At 68.7% G+C, this 14,316-nt stretch carries 11 protein-coding genes and 3 tRNA genes; 9 read left to right on the top strand and 5 right to left on the bottom strand.

What is annotated here, in order from left to right; genetic code table 11:
- Nucleotides 1–145 precede the first annotated feature (145 nt).
- A complete protein-coding gene (locus tag BKK79_RS19570) occupies nucleotides 146–1,582 on the top strand; it encodes an aminotransferase-like domain-containing protein (protein ID WP_071038285.1) in 1,437 nt (478 codons plus the stop codon).
- Nucleotides 1,583–1,597: 15 nt separating this feature from the next.
- Here BKK79_RS19570 and BKK79_RS19565 read toward each other — a convergent pair whose 3' ends face one another.
- Together BKK79_RS19565 and BKK79_RS19560 are read right to left on the bottom strand one after the other, a co-directional pair.
- Nucleotides 1,598–1,975, bottom strand: coding sequence for a RidA family protein (locus tag BKK79_RS19565; protein WP_071013322.1), 378 nt, complete (start codon nucleotides 1,973–1,975; stop codon nucleotides 1,598–1,600).
- A gap of 202 nt (nucleotides 1,976–2,177) precedes the next feature.
- Nucleotides 2,178–3,107: a sterol desaturase family protein gene (locus BKK79_RS19560; protein ID WP_071038284.1), complete on the bottom strand. Its 930-nt coding sequence runs from the start codon at nucleotides 3,105–3,107 to the stop codon at nucleotides 2,178–2,180.
- Between the two features lie 454 nt (nucleotides 3,108–3,561).
- Here BKK79_RS19560 and BKK79_RS19555 point away from each other — a divergent pair, with 454 nt between their 5' ends.
- Genes BKK79_RS19555 through BKK79_RS19545 form a run of 3 tightly spaced genes read left to right on the top strand, consistent with a single transcriptional unit; the run spans nucleotide 3,562 to nucleotide 5,967 of the window.
- Nucleotides 3,562–3,855, top strand: coding sequence for a hypothetical protein (locus BKK79_RS19555; RefSeq protein ID WP_071038283.1), 294 nt, complete (start codon nucleotides 3,562–3,564; stop codon nucleotides 3,853–3,855).
- A 49-nt stretch (nucleotides 3,856–3,904) separates the two neighbouring features.
- A complete protein-coding gene (locus tag BKK79_RS19550) occupies nucleotides 3,905–4,618 on the top strand; it encodes a response regulator (protein WP_071038282.1) in 714 nt (237 codons plus the stop codon).
- Between the two features lie 11 nt (nucleotides 4,619–4,629).
- Nucleotides 4,630–5,967: an ATP-binding protein gene (locus tag BKK79_RS19545; RefSeq protein WP_084084798.1), complete on the top strand. Its 1,338-nt coding sequence runs from the start codon at nucleotides 4,630–4,632 to the stop codon at nucleotides 5,965–5,967.
- A 100-nt stretch (nucleotides 5,968–6,067) separates the two neighbouring features.
- Here BKK79_RS19545 and ilvD read toward each other — a convergent pair whose 3' ends face one another.
- Nucleotides 6,068–7,930, bottom strand: coding sequence for a dihydroxy-acid dehydratase (gene ilvD, locus BKK79_RS19540; protein WP_071038281.1), 1,863 nt, complete (start codon nucleotides 7,928–7,930; stop codon nucleotides 6,068–6,070).
- A 162-nt stretch (nucleotides 7,931–8,092) separates the two neighbouring features.
- Between ilvD and BKK79_RS19535 the strand changes: the two genes are divergently transcribed.
- The 3 genes from BKK79_RS19535 to BKK79_RS19525 all read left to right on the top strand — a co-directional run bounded on the left by BKK79_RS19535 (nucleotide 8,093) and on the right by BKK79_RS19525 (nucleotide 9,465).
- Nucleotides 8,093–8,179, top strand: a tRNA-Leu gene (locus BKK79_RS19535).
- A 634-nt stretch (nucleotides 8,180–8,813) separates the two neighbouring features.
- Nucleotides 8,814–8,900 (top strand) — tRNA-Leu (locus tag BKK79_RS19530).
- Between the two features lie 478 nt (nucleotides 8,901–9,378).
- Nucleotides 9,379–9,465: transfer RNA gene (locus tag BKK79_RS19525), tRNA-Leu, on the top strand.
- A 160-nt stretch (nucleotides 9,466–9,625) separates the two neighbouring features.
- Here BKK79_RS19525 and BKK79_RS19520 read toward each other — a convergent pair.
- On the bottom strand, nucleotides 9,626–10,645 hold the full coding sequence (locus tag BKK79_RS19520; RefSeq protein WP_157903217.1) for a sensor domain-containing diguanylate cyclase: 1,020 nt from the start codon (nucleotides 10,643–10,645) through the stop codon (nucleotides 9,626–9,628).
- A 226-nt stretch (nucleotides 10,646–10,871) separates the two neighbouring features.
- Between BKK79_RS19520 and BKK79_RS19515 the strand changes: the two genes are divergently transcribed.
- Nucleotides 10,872–11,129, top strand: coding sequence for a hypothetical protein (locus BKK79_RS19515; protein ID WP_442873257.1), 258 nt, complete (start codon nucleotides 10,872–10,874; stop codon nucleotides 11,127–11,129).
- A gap of 338 nt (nucleotides 11,130–11,467) precedes the next feature.
- Here BKK79_RS19515 and BKK79_RS19510 read toward each other — a convergent pair whose 3' ends face one another.
- Nucleotides 11,468–13,060 (bottom strand): histidine kinase N-terminal 7TM domain-containing protein, encoded by a 1,593-nt coding sequence (locus BKK79_RS19510; RefSeq protein ID WP_071013327.1) that lies wholly within the window; start codon nucleotides 13,058–13,060, stop codon nucleotides 11,468–11,470.
- A gap of 199 nt (nucleotides 13,061–13,259) precedes the next feature.
- Between BKK79_RS19510 and serB the strand changes: the two genes are divergently transcribed.
- Nucleotides 13,260–14,114, top strand: coding sequence for a phosphoserine phosphatase SerB (gene serB / locus BKK79_RS19505; protein ID WP_071013330.1), 855 nt, complete (start codon nucleotides 13,260–13,262; stop codon nucleotides 14,112–14,114).
- Nucleotides 14,115–14,316 lie beyond the last annotated feature (202 nt).

Raw genomic sequence — 14,316 nt, 5'->3', positions numbered from 1 at the left:
AGCACACGATGCTAGGCCCTCCTATCTGGCCTGGGCAGAGACAGTCCAATACAATCCGAAAGAACTGTATGGATATGCGCTGCCACTCACTTTGCAGTGCGGCGGCACAGCGACGCGGCAGCATCGCGCACGGGGCACGACGGCAATGACGGCAATCACCACCACCACGAGCAGGCAAGGCGACACGCAGGACGAGGCTGGCACGCGGACCGGCAAGGTCATGGCGGCCATCCGCGCCAAGGTGGCGAGCCGCGCGCTGGCCGCCGGCGACCGCCTGCCGTCGATCCGGCGCTTCGCCGCGGCCCAGGGCGTTTCACCTTCGACGGTGGTGGAGGCCTATGACCGACTCGCCGCCGAGGGCCTGATCCGGGCCCGGCGCGGCTCCGGCTTCTATGTTGCCGCCACCGTACCGGCGCCGATGGCACTGGCGGCGGAGCCGGCCCGTGAACATGCAGTGGATCCGTTCTGGGTCTCGCGCCAGTCGCTCGATGCCGATCCGGCCGTGCTGAAACCCGGCTGCGGCTGGCTGCCCGAGGACTGGATGCCGCACGCCGCGCTGCGCCGCGCCTTGCGCGCGCTGGCACGCGCAGAGCCCGCGCTGCTCGCCGACTACGGCAGCACGCGTGGATCGCTGGCACTGCGCCGGCTGCTGCTGGGCCGCTTCGCCGAGGAAGGCCTGGAGGCCGCGCCCGCGCAGCTCCTGCTGACCGGCTCGGGCACGCAGGCCATCGACCTGATCTGCCGCTTCCTGCTGCAGCCCGGCGATACGGTCCTGGTCGACGATCCCTGCTATTTCAACTTCCAGGCGCTGCTGCGCGCGCACCAGGCCCGCGTCGTCGGCGTACCTTACACCCCGTCCGGTCCCGATGTGACGGCCTTCGAAACGGTGCTCGCCTCGGAGCAGCCACGCCTCTACCTGACCAACTCCGCGCTGCACAACCCGACCGGCGCCTCGCTCTCGCCGCAGACCGCCCACCGCGTGCTGCGCGCGGCCGCCGCGCATGGCCTGACCATCGTCGAGGACGACATCTTCGCCGACTTCGAGCCCGAGCCTTCGCCGCGCCTGGCGGTGCTGGACGGTCTGGAGCGCGTGATCCGCATCGGCAGTTTCTCCAAGACGCTGTCCGCCTCGGTGCGCTGCGGCTATATCGCCGCCCGTGCCGACTGGATCGAAGGACTGGTCGACCTGCAGGTGGCCACCAGCTTCGGCGGTGCGAGCCCGGTGGCGACCGAACTGGTCGGGCAGGTGCTGGCCGGCGGCGGCTACCGCAAGCATATGGAAGCACTGCGGCGGCGGCTCTCGCAGGCGCGGCGCGACATCGCCGCGCGGCTCGCGCCGCTGGGCATCGATCCCTGGCTGATGCCGCGCGGCGGCTTCTACCTCTGGTGCCGCCTGCCGGACGGCCTGGACTCCACCGTGCTGGCCCGCCTGGCGCTGGCCGATGGCGTGGTGCTGGCGCCGGGCAATGTGTTCAGCGTGTCGCAGTCGGCCGCCTCCTTCCTGCGCATCAACGTGGCGCAGTCGGGCGACCCGCGCGTGCCGGAGACGCTGCGGCGCGTGATGGCGGCGGCGCGAAGCTGAGCCGGATCGGTCCGGCTAATCGAACACGGCCATACACTCGATCTCCACGCGCGCCCCCAGCGCCAGCCCGCTCGCGCCCAGCGCGCTGCGCGCCGGATAGGGCGCCTGGAAGAATTCCTTGTAGACCTCGTTGAAGGCCTGCCACTCGGCGATGTCGGCCAGCATGATGGTGCACTTGGCGACGCGCTGCAAGGACAGGCCGTGGGCTTCCAGCGCGACGCGCACATTCATCAGCGCCTGCCTGGCCTCCTCGCGGATGCCGCCGGGCACCAGGCGCGTGGTGCCCGGCACGATGCCCATCTGGCCGGACAGCAGCAGCCACTGGCCGACCCGCACACCTTCGGAGAACGGCAGCCCCGCCGGGAGGATCTTGCCGGAGTTCAGGAATTCCATGTCGTACCCTCCAATGAGCGGCGGCCGGCGCCCGGGCCGGGCGCCGCCATCCGCACCGAGGTCGAGAACGGCACCAAGGCGAAAGGCGCGGTGCCCTGCGCACCGCGCCTGCTCGGCGCCCGACCTTGAGTGTAGGAAAAGCCGGCACGCTTGGCGTGCCCGTCAGCAAGTCCGTGGAACACCTCCTCTTACCCGGCCCGCCTTACCGAGCCGGGCTGCCGGTGGCTGCCGGCGACTGCGCGATGCGGCTCTGGCGGCGCAGGTTCTCGGTGGTGCCACCACTGCCGTCGGCACGCCAGCCCGGCGGCATCAACACGTAGCGCAGCGCGTCCCACGGATTGCCGGCCGCAGCCATGTCGCGCGCCAGGCTGATCCAGTGCTCGAACTGGTTGCGCAGCGGGTTGCGGGTATGCGACGGCGTCACCAGGCCGTAGCGGCAGGGCTCGTCGGCACGTTCCTCGACATAGGTGCCGAACAGGCGGTCGAACACGATCAGCACGCCGCCGTAGTTGGCATCCAGGTAGTCGACGTTGGAAGCATGGTGCACGCGGTGCGCCGACGGCGTGTTGAAGACGTATTCGAACCAGCCGAGCCTGGGTATCCAGGTGTTGTGCAGCCAGAACTGATACATCAGGTTCAGGCTGACGGTGGCCAGCACGACCTCGGGACGCACACCCAGCAGCACCAGCGGCGTGAAGAAGACAGCGGTGCCGGAGAGCTTGCCGGTCCAGCCGAGCCGGAAGGCCGAGGACAGCGATAACTGGTTGGGCGAGTGGTGGACCGCATGCGTGGCCCAGAAGAAGCGCACGCGGTGCGAGGCGCGGTGGTACCAGTAGTAGCAGAACTCCTGCCCGAGGAAGAGCAGCAGCACCGTCAGCGCGCTGTCGAGCGGAACCGTGTAGAAGCGGTGCTCCCAGGCGAAGTGGAAGACCGGCGTGGCCAGCGACAGCGGTAACAGGGCCAGCAGCTTGCGGCCGGCCAGGTCGGCCAGCGAGAGCCAGGCCTCCGACCAGTCGAACGGCTTGCCGCCGCGACGGCTCCGCCAGGTAAGGACGGCGGCCTCGATCAGCGAGACCGAGACGACGAAGGCCGAGACATAGAGCGCAAGTGTTCCGAGGTTTCCAGTCACCATTCCAGTCACCATTCCAGTAGTCAGCATCATCCGCGCGACAGCCTGGTTCGGGACCCACCGTCAGCCGGATGGCCGCCGTCGCGTCGGGTGAAGGCAATGTAGCGGGCGGCGCGGGCGGGCGCCATGCGGAAACCATGTCGCCATATTTCAGCCCATAGGTCAGCCCATAGGTCGTCGCGTAGGTCAGCGCGCCGCGGCGACCGCAGCAATGCCCCCGCCGGCAGCCCGGCTCCTGGTGGTGCCTCCGGGGGCTCGGCGCGCAGTCATTCCCTGCGCGCATGCCGGTGCGGCGCCGCCTGTTTGCGCCGTGGTCGCCGCATGTAACGCGGCGACATGTTTTCGAGCGCGATTTCCGCGTGCTGCCCGCCTATAGTCCGTCCGACCCGCCGCCGGCCGCTTCTCGCCGGCATCCGGCACGTGCCGGTTCCCGGTCGGCTACCCCACGGAGAAACCCATGCAGCGAATGATCGCCACCCTCATCTTGTGTATTGTTTCGGTAGGCGCCTCGGCGCAGGAATCCGCGCCCGCCGCGGGAGGCAGCACGCGCCTCGGCCAGGCCGTGCGGCAGATCGAGGCACGCTTCGCCAGCGCCAACACCACGCACGACGGCAAGCTGACGCGCGAGCAGGCCGCTGCCGGCATGCCGATGGTGGCCAGGTATTTCGACGCAATCGACACGCAGCAGGCAGGCTATGTCACCCTGCCGCAGATCGCGGCTTTCCTGCGCCAGCATGCCATGTCGCGCTGACGGCCGGATCTGCGCGGCACCCCGTCCCATCTTCACCCGGGAGAACAGCATGGAGCAGGAAACCAGGATCCTCGTGCTCGACGACGAGGCGGAGTTGCGCAATATGCTGCAGCGCTTCCTGAGCGCGCACGGCTTCCGCGTGCGCGTGGTCGCCGACGGCAAGCAACTCGACCGCTACCTGCAGCGCGAGCCGCACGACCTGCTCGTGCTGGACCTGATGATGGCGCCCGAGGACGGCCTCACCATCTGCCGCCGCCTGCGCGGCGAAGGCCACACCCTGCCCATCCTGATGCTGACCGCCAAGGGCGACCCGATGGACCGGGTCACCGGGCTGGAGACCGGCGCCGACGACTACCTGGCCAAGCCATTCGTGCCGGACGAGCTGGTCGCGCGCATCCGTGCGCTGCTGCGCCGCCAGAAGATGGCGGCGGGCGACCCCACCGTGACCACGCAGCGGTTGCGTTTCGGCGACTTCCGGTTCGATCCGGCCGGGCTGGTCCTGCTGCGCGGCGGCGAGCCGGTCGAGATCCACTCGGCCCAGATGCAGCTGCTGCAGGCGCTGGGCGCTTCGCCCAACCGCGCGGTGAGCCGAGAGAACCTGCTGGCGCGGGCACGCGGACGCGACCACGACGCGCTCGACCGCAGCATCGACGTGCAGATCCTGCGCCTGCGCCAGATCGTCGAGGACGACCCCTCCAAGCCGCGCTTCATCAAGACGGTGTGGGGCGTCGGCTACATGCTGGTGGCAGGCGTCGAAACCTGATACGTCCCTTGATGCCCTCCATCCTGCCCCGTTCGCTGCTGGCGCGTAACATCGTCCTGCTGGTGGCCCTGCTGGCCTTCTCGCAGGCCTGTTCGCTGGCGGTACTGCTGCGCTTCGTGCAGCGTCCCCGGCTGGAACGCGCCGCCGATATCTTCGCGGGCTACGTCGAGACCCTCGACGCGATGCTCGCCGCCATGCCCGCCGGCGCTGCCGCCGCCACCGCCGCCGGCCTCGGCGCACAGCCGCAGGCGCCGCCGGCCGCGGCGCCGCAGCCCACGCCCAGCCCGCTGCGCTTGCTCCGCGACTACCAGCGCGACGTCTTTCTCGACGTGCTGCAGCGCCGCCTGTCGCCGGAACTGCTGGTGCGCTGGCAGGACAACGGCGACGAGCGCGTATGGATACGCCTGCGCCACGCCGGCCCCGCCGGCGCTCCCGCCTGGCTGCCCCTGCCCGTGATCGAGGACGCACGCGCCGGCGGCCTGACCGCCACCGTGCTGATGTCGGCTGTGCTGGCCCTGCTGGCCGCATTGACCGGCTATTGGCTGCAGCGGCACATCAACCGCCCGCTGCAGGAACTGGCGCATGCCGCGCGCCTGCTCAGCGCTGGCCAGGCGCCGGTCGCGCTGCCCACCGACGGGCCGACCGAGATCGCCCAGGTCAGCACCGCCTTCAACCAGATGACGCAGGCCCTGCAGCAGGCCGAGGCCACGCGCTCGCTGATGCTGGCCGGCATCTCCCACGATATCCGCACGCCCCTGACCAAGCTGCGCCTGGCCATGGCGATGGCAATCCCGCGCGGTGCCGACGACAGCTTCGTCGCCGCGGTCGAGGGCTACCTGGACCAGATCGACACGATCCTGCAGCAGTTCATGGACTACGCCGGCAGCGGCGAGCGCGAGCCGCCGGAAACAGGCGACCTCAACGCCCTGGTCGGCCGCCTGGCTGCGGATTTCGCCGGCCTCGGCCACGAATTCGAGCTATCGCTTGGCGCCTTGCCGCCGCTGCCGTTCCGCCCCGTCAGCCTGATGCGCCTGCTGATGAACCTGATGCAGAACGCCATCGTCTACGGCAAGCACGGCCTGGCGGTGCGCACCTGGCGCGAAGGCGACAGGGCCTGCATCGCCATCTGCGACCGCGGCAGCGGCCTCAGCGCACCGGAACTGGAAGCCCTCAAGGCCCCCTTCAGCCGCGGCAGGAACGCGCAAGGCCACGCCGGCGGCACCGGGCTCGGCCTGGCCATCGTGGAGCGCATCGCACGTCTGCACGGTGGCACGCTGCACTTCCGCCCGCGCGCCGGCGGAGGGCTGGAGGCGGTGGTGGCGTTGCCGCTGCACGCGAGCGCTGCCTAGAAATACCGGCTGTGCCGAGGGGGGGCACGGTCCAGGACCGTGCCGGCTTTCCTTTTTTCACGCCCGGTCGCACCCGGGCGCACCCGGGCGCAGGCGAGGCTCAGCCGCGCTTGAGCTGCGACAGGTCGCGCACCGCGCCGCGATCGGCCGAGGTGGCCAGCGCCGCGTAGGCCTGCAGCGCGGCCGAGACCACGCGCTCGCGGTGCTCCGGCTGCCAGGCGCGCGCGCCGCGCGCTTGCATGGCGGCGCGGCGGCTGGCCAGCTCCGCCTCGGAGACGTCGAGGTGGATCCGGCGCTTGGGGATGTCGATGTGGATTGTGTCGCCATCGTTGACCAGCGCCACCGTGCCGCCTTCCGCCGCTTCCGGCGAGGCATGGCCGATCACCAGCCCCGAGGAGCCGCCCGAGAAGCGCCCGTCGGTGAACAGCGCGCAGGTCTTGCCCAGGCCCTTGGACTTCAGGTACGAGGTCGGGTACAGCATCTCCTGCATGCCGGGGCCGCCCTTGGGGCCTTCGTAGCGGATGATGACCACGTCGCCGGCCTGCACCTGGTCGCCCAGGATGCCGGCCACGGCGTCGTCCTGGCTCTCGAACACGCGCGCGCGGCCGCTGAACACCCACTGCGACTCATCCACGCCCGCGGTCTTGACGATGCAGCCCTTCTCGGCCAGGTTGCCGTACAGCACGGCCAGGCCGCCATCCTTGGAATACGCGTGCTCCTTGCTGCGGATGCAGCCGCGCTCGCGGTCGAGGTCCAGCGTGTCGAAGGTGGCTTCCTGGCTGAAGGCGACCTGGGTCGGGATGCCGCCCGGCGCGGCGCGGTAGAACTTGTGCGCGGCATCCTCGCCGCTGCCCGCCACGTCCCAGCGCGCGATCGCGGCGCCCAGCGTGCCGCTGTGCACGTTGCCGCAGCTGGGGTCGATCAGGTCGGCGCGCAGCAGCTCGCCGAGGATGCCGAGGATGCCGCCGGCGCGGTGCACGTCCTCGATGTGGTACTTGTCGGTGGCCGGCGCGGCCTTGCACAGGCAGGGCACCTTGCGCGAGATGCGGTCGATGTCGGACATGGTGAAGTCCACGCCCGCCTCCTGCGCCGCGGCCAGCAGGTGCAGCACGGTGTTGGTGGAGCCGCCCATGGCCACGTCCAGCGCCATGGCGTTCTCGAAGGCGCGCTTGGTGGCGATCTGGCGCGGCAGCACCGAGGCGTCTTCTTCCTGGTAGTAGCGGCGGCACAGGTCGACGATCAGGCGGCCGGCCTGCTCGAACAGGCCCTGGCGCCAGGCGTGTGTGGCCACGATGGTGCCGTTGCCCGGCAGCGCCAGGCCGATCGCCTCGGTCAGGCAGTTCATCGAGTTGGCGGTGAACATGCCGGAGCAGGAGCCGCAGGTGGGGCAGGCGCTGCGCTCGACTTCCTCGGCCTCGGCATCGCTGACCTTGGGATCGGCGGCCTTGATCATGGCGTCGATCAGGTCGATCTTGGCGATCACCTGGCCATCGGTGGGCGACTTGATCTTGCCGGCCTCCATCGGGCCGCCGGAGACGAACACGACGGGGATGTTCAGGCGCATGGCGGCCATCAGCATGCCCGGGGTGATCTTGTCGCAGTTGGAGATGCAGACCATGGCATCGGCGCAGTGCGCGTTGACCATGTACTCGACCGAATCGGCGATCAGTTCGCGCGAGGGCAGCGAATAGAGCATGCCGCCGTGGCCCATGGCGATGCCATCGTCGACCGCGATGGTATTGAATTCCTTGGCCACGCCGCCGGCGGCTTCGATCTCGCGCGCCACCAGGGCGCCGAGGTCGCGCAGGTGCACGTGTCCCGGCACGAACTGGGTGAAGGAGTTGACCACGGCGATGATGGGCTTGCCGAAATCGCCGTCCTTCATGCCGGTGGCGCGCCACAGGGCGCGCGCCCCGGCCATGTTGCGGCCATGGGTGGAGGTGCGGGAACGGTATTGCGGCATGATCTGTCTCGAACGTATGTTGTGGGGCGCAAAGCACGCAATTATAAAGCGCGGCATGGCGCCCTGGCCGGACAGCCGCGCCCCGTCCGCCTGCCCGGCACGAAAAAGCCGGCCAAGGGGCTTGCAAAGCCCGTCCGCTTCGCTATAATTCGCGGCTTCCGCGCCCAGATGGCGGAATTGGTAGACGCACTAGGTTCAGGTCCTAGCGGTGGCAACACTGTGGAGGTTCGAGTCCTCTTCTGGGCACCATATTTGAAAGGCAGATGATCGCAAGATCATCTGCCTTTTTCATTTGCCTGCCCAGAAAGTCAGGTGCCTGCGCACCTGACGTGAGGACTCGAAGGGCCTGGCTTGCAAGCCAGGCCGGGGTCGCGCCAGTGTGACCGAGTCCTCTTCTGGGCACCATATTTGAAAGGCAGATGATCGCAAGATCATCTGCCTTTTTCATTTGCCCGCCCAGAAAGTCAGGTGCCTGCGCACCTGACGTGGGGACTCGAAGGGCCTGGCTTGCAAGCCAGGCCGGGGTCGCGCCAGTGTGACCGAGTCCTCTTCTGGGCACCATATTTGAAAGGCAGATGATCGCAAGATCATCTGCCTTTTTCATTTGTCCGCCCAGAAAGTCAGGTGCCTGCGCACCTGACGTGGGGACTCGAAGGGCCTGGCTTGCAAGCCAGGCCGGGGTCGCGCCAGTGTGACCGAGTCCTCTTCTGGGCACCATATTTGAAAGGCAGATGATCGCAAGATCGTCTGCCTTTTTCATTTGTCTGCCCAGACCAACCGCGCATTCCCCCACTCTTTCCTACCCACTGCGGGGCAGCGCCGCGAACCATGCGGCAAGGGGCTTGATCCACGCGGAGGATTCTGTATAATCCGCGGCTTCCGCGCCCAGATGGCGGAATTGGTAGACGCACTAGGTTCAGGTCCTAGCGGTGGCAACACTGTGGAGGTTCGAGTCCTCTTCTGGGCACCATATTTGAAAGGCAGATGATCGCAAGGTCATCTGCCTTTTTCATTTGTCCGCCCAGAAAGTCAGGTGCCTGCGCACCTGACGTGAGGACTCGAAGGGCCTGGCTTGCAAGCCAGGCCGGGGTCGCGCCAGTGTGACCGAGTCCTCTTCTGGGCACCATATTTGAAAGGCAGATGATCGCAAGATCATCTGCCTTTTTCATTTGTCCGCCCAGAAAGTCAGGTGCCTGCGCACCTGACGTGGGGACTCGAAGGGCCTGGCTTGCAAGCCAGGCCGGGGTCGCGCCAGTGTGACCGAGTCCTCTTCTGGGCACCATATTTGAAAGGCAGATGATCGCAAGATCGTCTGCCTTTTTCATTTGTCTGCCCAGACCAACCGCGCATTCCCCCACTCTTTCCTACCCACTGCGGGGCAGCGCCGCGAACCATGCGGCAAGGGGCTTGATCCACGCGGAGGATTCTGTATAATCCGCGGCTTCCGCGCCCAGATGGCGGAATTGGTAGACGCACTAGGTTCAGGTCCTAGCGGTGGCAACACTGTGGAGGTTCGAGTCCTCTTCTGGGCACCATATTTGAAAGGCAGATGATCGCAAGGTCATCTGCCTTTTTCATTTGTCCGCCCAGAAAGTCAGGTGCCTGCGCACCTGACGTGGGGACTCGAAGGGCCTGGCTTACAAGCCAGGCCGGGGTCGCGCCAGTGTGACCGAGTCCTCGTCCGGGCACCGGAGGTTAGTGCGCGACCGCCCGCTTGCGCTGCCGCTTGACCTCATACATACGCATGTCGGCCTGCTTCAGCGCGCTTTCCGTGCTGAGGCCGATCGGATCGAGCGAGACCACGCCAACGCTGGCGCCATCGTATGCGAGCGCCTGGCCGCCCAGCACATAGTGCCCCGCGGTGGCCGCCGTAACGCGTGCCTGCAGCAGCCGCGCGGCACGTTCGGCCTCGCCCGCCTCCGGCGCCAGCTCCGGACCGACAAAGACGAATTCATCTCCGCCGATCCGGCTCAGCATGTCCATCACGCGCAGGCTCGAAGCCAGCCGGCGCGACACCTCCTGCAGGAATATGTCTCCCGCCTGGTGGCCATACCGGTCGTTGATCGCCTTGAAGCCATCGAGATCGATGCAGCCGACCAGCACCTTGGAACGTTCACGCACGGCCCGCGCCAGCAGACGCTGCAGTTCGTCTAGCAAGGCGCGGCGATTGGGCAGGCCGGTGAGGGCATCGGTCAAGGCATAGGCAGCCAGGCGCTCGTTGGCGGCGCTCAGGCGCGCCAGCAGCGCTTCGCGCTCGACGAAGTTGGCGACGATGCTGGAGAACAATTGCAGCACGGACTGCGCCGCCGGCGGCAGCGGCTGGCGGTCGGCAGATGCCGCACACAAGGTACCGAGCAACTCGCCATCCTCGGCCCGCACCGGTGCGCTGACATAGGTCTGGATGCCGAGCTGGCGCGCAGCCCCGGAGTCGCCCCAGCAGCCCGGCACATCGTCGGTGACCATCCTTCCCGCATCGAGCGCCCGCTTGCACAAGGTGTCCGCCCAGGGCACCGACAGTCCCTCGGGTATCGTCATGCTGCCCGTGTTGCGGGCGAACCGTACGTGCTGGACGTTCTCGACCAGATCGACCGACGTCAGGTACGTCGATTCCAGGCCGGTCACCTCGCCCAGCATTTCCAGCAAGGGCCGCGTCAGTTGTTCGATGGTCTTGGCTGCCGGCAGCGTCGCCGACAGCTGGCTGAGAATGGAATCCAAGATGAGAGCCTCTCGGCGTGGGTGGCGGTCAGTACGGGCCGGCAGCGGTGCCACGCCACCGCCGGCTCGCGGGGACACTCCCCGCGCAGCAGCTATGGTGCATGAAACGGCCGTTTGCCCGCCAACTTTAGCCGCAATGCCGGCCACGGAGCTGTCGCCGCCGGGGAGTCTACAATAGCGTTTCCCGGGCCCGCGCGGCCCGCCAGCGAGGAGTCCCCCCGTGAACATGCAGCGACTACCGGCCATCGCGCTGCTGGCCCTCGCCGCCCTGGCGTGCAGCCTGCCGACGCAGGCCGGCGTGCACGAGGCAGCACACGACATCAAGGAAGGGACCAAGGAGGCCGTCCACAAGACCGGCGAAGCGGCGCGCGAGGCCGGCCACGGCATCGCGCACGCGACCAAGGCGGTCGGGCATGGCATCGCCCATGCCACGCGCGAAGGCGTCCACGCCGTCAAGCACGCCTTCCACAAGGATGAGCGATAGCGTGGCCACGGCCGGCATGAGCCGCACCGCCTGCACACCTTCCTGACGACCCGCTTCGGCCTGGTCGCCGATCCTGGAGCGCGCGGCGACAGCAGACCTGTTTTCTCGGCACGGTCGACTGGCGACCCGGCAGCTCGACCCGCATCCTGCGGGCGCAATGGCAGGCGGATCGTGTATTGCGCCTTCGCCTGTGCCCGTCCTCGGCCAACAACAACAGCGTGTTCGTGACGCTGCCGGCCAGAAGAGCTCATTCATGCCATCGGCAGCGCGATTGCGCTCTGGCACGCCGCAGCGGCGGCCAGCCGTGAGCGCCATGCCACCCAGCAAGCGGCGCAGGGCTACGACGTCGCGCCTTCGCCGTTCCTGACATCCATCACGAAGCGGTCGCGCCCTGCCCGCTTGGCGCGGTACATGGCCGCGTCGGCCTTCTGCACCAGGGCATCGAGCCGCGCCACCGCGGGCCGCTCGCAGGCAGCGCCCACGCTGATGGTGACGAAACGCTGGCCGGCGACGCCGCCGTGCGCCAGCCCGAGCGCACGCACCGCCAGCACCAGGCGCTCGCCCACCGCGCGCGTTTCCGCCGCCGTGCCGCCAGGCAGCACTACAGCGAATTCCTCGCCGCCCAGGCGCGCGCAGAAGCCGTCCGGCCGGGCGACGATGCCGGCGATCGCACCGGCCACCTGGCGCAGGCAGGCGTCGCCCGCGACGTGGCCATGCAGGTCGTTGTATGGCTTGAAGTTGTCGACATCGAGCACCAGCAGGCCGATCGAGGTGCCCTGCTCGCAGGCCTCGGCCACCGCGGCCTGCCCTTCACGCTCGAAATAGCGCCGGTTGAACAGGCTGGTCAGCACATCGTGTTCGAGATCCGCCGCCATGCGCGACAGGCGCTCCTCGGTGGCGCCAAGCCGCACGGTCAGGGCCAGTTCACGCGAGCGGTACTGGCTGACGTCGCGCAGGAAGGCGAGCGTGCCGACCACCTTGCCATCGAGGCGGCGCACCGTCTCCAGCGACACCTCGTACTCGGTCCCGGCTTCCGTGCGCGGTACCAGGCCCGGTGGCGTGCCATCGCCCGCCTGTGCCACCAGCACCGCCCATTCGGCCGGCACCGCCTCGCCCGGGCGCAGGGCTGGCAACATGCGCGCCGCGGCGGGGTTGAAATCGACGATGCGCAGGTCGGTGCTGACCACCACGCAGCCTTCGCGCAATGAATCGAACACGCGCAGCCGCGCGTAGTGGGCGATGTCGTCCAGGTGGGGGCGCAGCGCGCACAGCCACAGCAGCGCGCTCATCAGCGAGAAGGTGGCCGGAGTCAGGTCGCCGCCGAGCGGCCCGGTCCAGCGCAGCATGTAGGCCAGGTGGGCCAGCAGCGGCAGCACCAGGCTGCCGGCCAGCACCGCGCGCCCGGCCCGCGTCAGGCTGCCATTCGGCACGCGCGCGGTCAGCAGGAAATAGAGGCTGAAGAAGAGCAGGCCGTAGGTCCACGCGGCCGCCGCGAAGTAGGCGGGGCCATGCGAGAACACCGCCACCGGCAGCACGCCGCCGGGCGTGGTCGTGATAGCGCTCCAGATCAGGTGGTGCCGCTCGTTGGTGAAGACCAGGGCGAGCATCAGCAAGGCCACCAGCACCGGCACCGACAACAGCGACCAGCGGATGACGTGGCGCGGCCGGCTGATCTGCACCATGGCGCAGAGCCAGCCGATGGGCACCGCGGCGATGCCGAGGTACTGGAACTTGGCCCACCAGATGCGATCGGCCAGGTCGAGCGCGTTGACCTCCATCAGCCGGCCCCCGCTCCAGATCGCCGCGCCGGCCGTCAGCACCAGGAAGGACTTGACGGTGGGATCATCCCGGCGCGACCAGGCAGCCACGGCTACGCCAAGGCTGCCGACCACCGCGAAGGCGAGGCACAGGATGAGTATGTACGAGGGCATCCGACGAGACGATTATGCGGGGCAGCGCGCGGCCGAGCCGAGTCGGACGAATTATATGCGCGACCAGCGCCCCGCCGGCCGCCGGGGCGGAATGCCATGAATGCACGGCCAGGCATGGCATCGCCGGCTGCGCCGATTACAATATCGCCTTTGCCGCCGCGCCCCGTGCGACCTGCGCGGCACCCGATCGCCGTCCGCCATGTCCCTGATCCTCCAAAGCCTCGCCCCGCTCGCCCCCGCCGATCTCGACGCCATCCGCTCCCTCGCCCAGGCTCCGGGCCTGTCGCTGCGCAGCGACACCGTGGCCGGCGCCGCAGACAGCGCGCCGCTCACGCCCGCGCTGCGCGAAGCGCTCGATACGTACTGCGGCCCGCGCGCCATCGACTGGGCCATCGTGCCGGACGGCCGCGCCCTGTCCGACTTCCGCCTGGTGGCGATGGACATGGACTCGACCCTGATCACCATCGAGTGCATCGATGAGATCGCCGACTTCTGCGGCCTCAAGGCCGAGGTCTCGGCCATCACCGAGGCGGCCATGCGCGGCGAGATCACCGACTTCAACGAGAGCCTGCGGCGCCGCGTCGCGCTGCTCAAGGGCCTCGACGCCAGCGTGCTCGACCGCGTCTACGACGAGCGCCTGCGCCTGTCGCCGGGCGCCGAACGGATGCTGCAGACGGTGCAGGCGCTCGGCCTGCGCACGCTGCTGGTCTCGGGCGGCTTCGTGCATTTCACCGAGAAGCTCAAGGCGCGGCTGCGGCTGGACTTCACCCGCGCCAATACGCTGGAAATCGTCGACGGCAAGCTGACCGGCCAGGTGGTCGGCGAGATCGTCAATGCGGACGTCAAGGCCCGCACGGTACAGGAAGTGTGCTCGGAGATCGGCGCGCAGCCCGGGCAGGCCATCGTCATGGGCGATGGCTCGAACGACCTGAAGATGATGGCGGTGGCCGGCCTCTCGGTCGCCTTCCGCGCCAAGCCGGTGGTGCGTGCGCAGGCCAGCGTCGCCTTCAACCACGTCGGCCTGGACGGACTGCTGCAGTTGTTCCCGCACTGAGCGGGACGCCGCCGGGGGGGGGGCAACCGACCTCCCCGGCCCGGCCTACCTCCGCCCTGGCTTGCGGTACGCCGCGCTTCGCGGCCGTGCGCCGCCGCCCCTTCGCGCCACCCTTCCCCGCCCCTTCCCCCACCGTCCCTCCTCGTTCCCCTCGCGTTCACCTTGCACCATGAAATGCGAATCACTATCATTCCTATTTTTG

It is taken from the genome of Cupriavidus sp. USMAA2-4, assembly GCF_001854305.1.
Taxonomy (GTDB): domain Bacteria; phylum Pseudomonadota; class Gammaproteobacteria; order Burkholderiales; family Burkholderiaceae; genus Cupriavidus; species Cupriavidus malaysiensis.
Note: the sequence above shows the minus strand (reverse complement) of the source record. Positions and strands in the feature narration are given on the sequence as shown.

Excerpts from the sequence above, each read along its gene's own strand:
- BKK79_RS19570 (WP_071038285.1), top strand. The coding sequence starts at position 146 with ATGACGGCAATCACCACCACCACGAGCAGGCAAGGCGACACGCAGGAC.
- BKK79_RS19565 (WP_071013322.1), bottom strand. The coding sequence starts at position 1,975 with ATGGAATTCCTGAACTCCGGCAAGATCCTCCCGGCGGGGCTGCCGTTC.
- BKK79_RS19560 (WP_071038284.1), bottom strand. The coding sequence starts at position 3,107 with ATGGTGACTGGAAACCTCGGAACACTTGCGCTCTATGTCTCGGCCTTC.
- BKK79_RS19555 (WP_071038283.1), top strand. The coding sequence starts at position 3,562 with ATGCAGCGAATGATCGCCACCCTCATCTTGTGTATTGTTTCGGTAGGC.
- BKK79_RS19550 (WP_071038282.1), top strand. The coding sequence starts at position 3,905 with ATGGAGCAGGAAACCAGGATCCTCGTGCTCGACGACGAGGCGGAGTTG.
- BKK79_RS19545 (WP_084084798.1), top strand. The coding sequence starts at position 4,630 with ATGCCCTCCATCCTGCCCCGTTCGCTGCTGGCGCGTAACATCGTCCTG.
- ilvD (WP_071038281.1), bottom strand. The coding sequence starts at position 7,930 with ATGCCGCAATACCGTTCCCGCACCTCCACCCATGGCCGCAACATGGCC.
- BKK79_RS19515 (WP_442873257.1), top strand. The coding sequence starts at position 10,872 with ATGCAGCGACTACCGGCCATCGCGCTGCTGGCCCTCGCCGCCCTGGCG.
- BKK79_RS19510 (WP_071013327.1), bottom strand. The coding sequence starts at position 13,060 with ATGCCCTCGTACATACTCATCCTGTGCCTCGCCTTCGCGGTGGTCGGC.
- serB (WP_071013330.1), top strand. The coding sequence starts at position 13,260 with ATGTCCCTGATCCTCCAAAGCCTCGCCCCGCTCGCCCCCGCCGATCTC.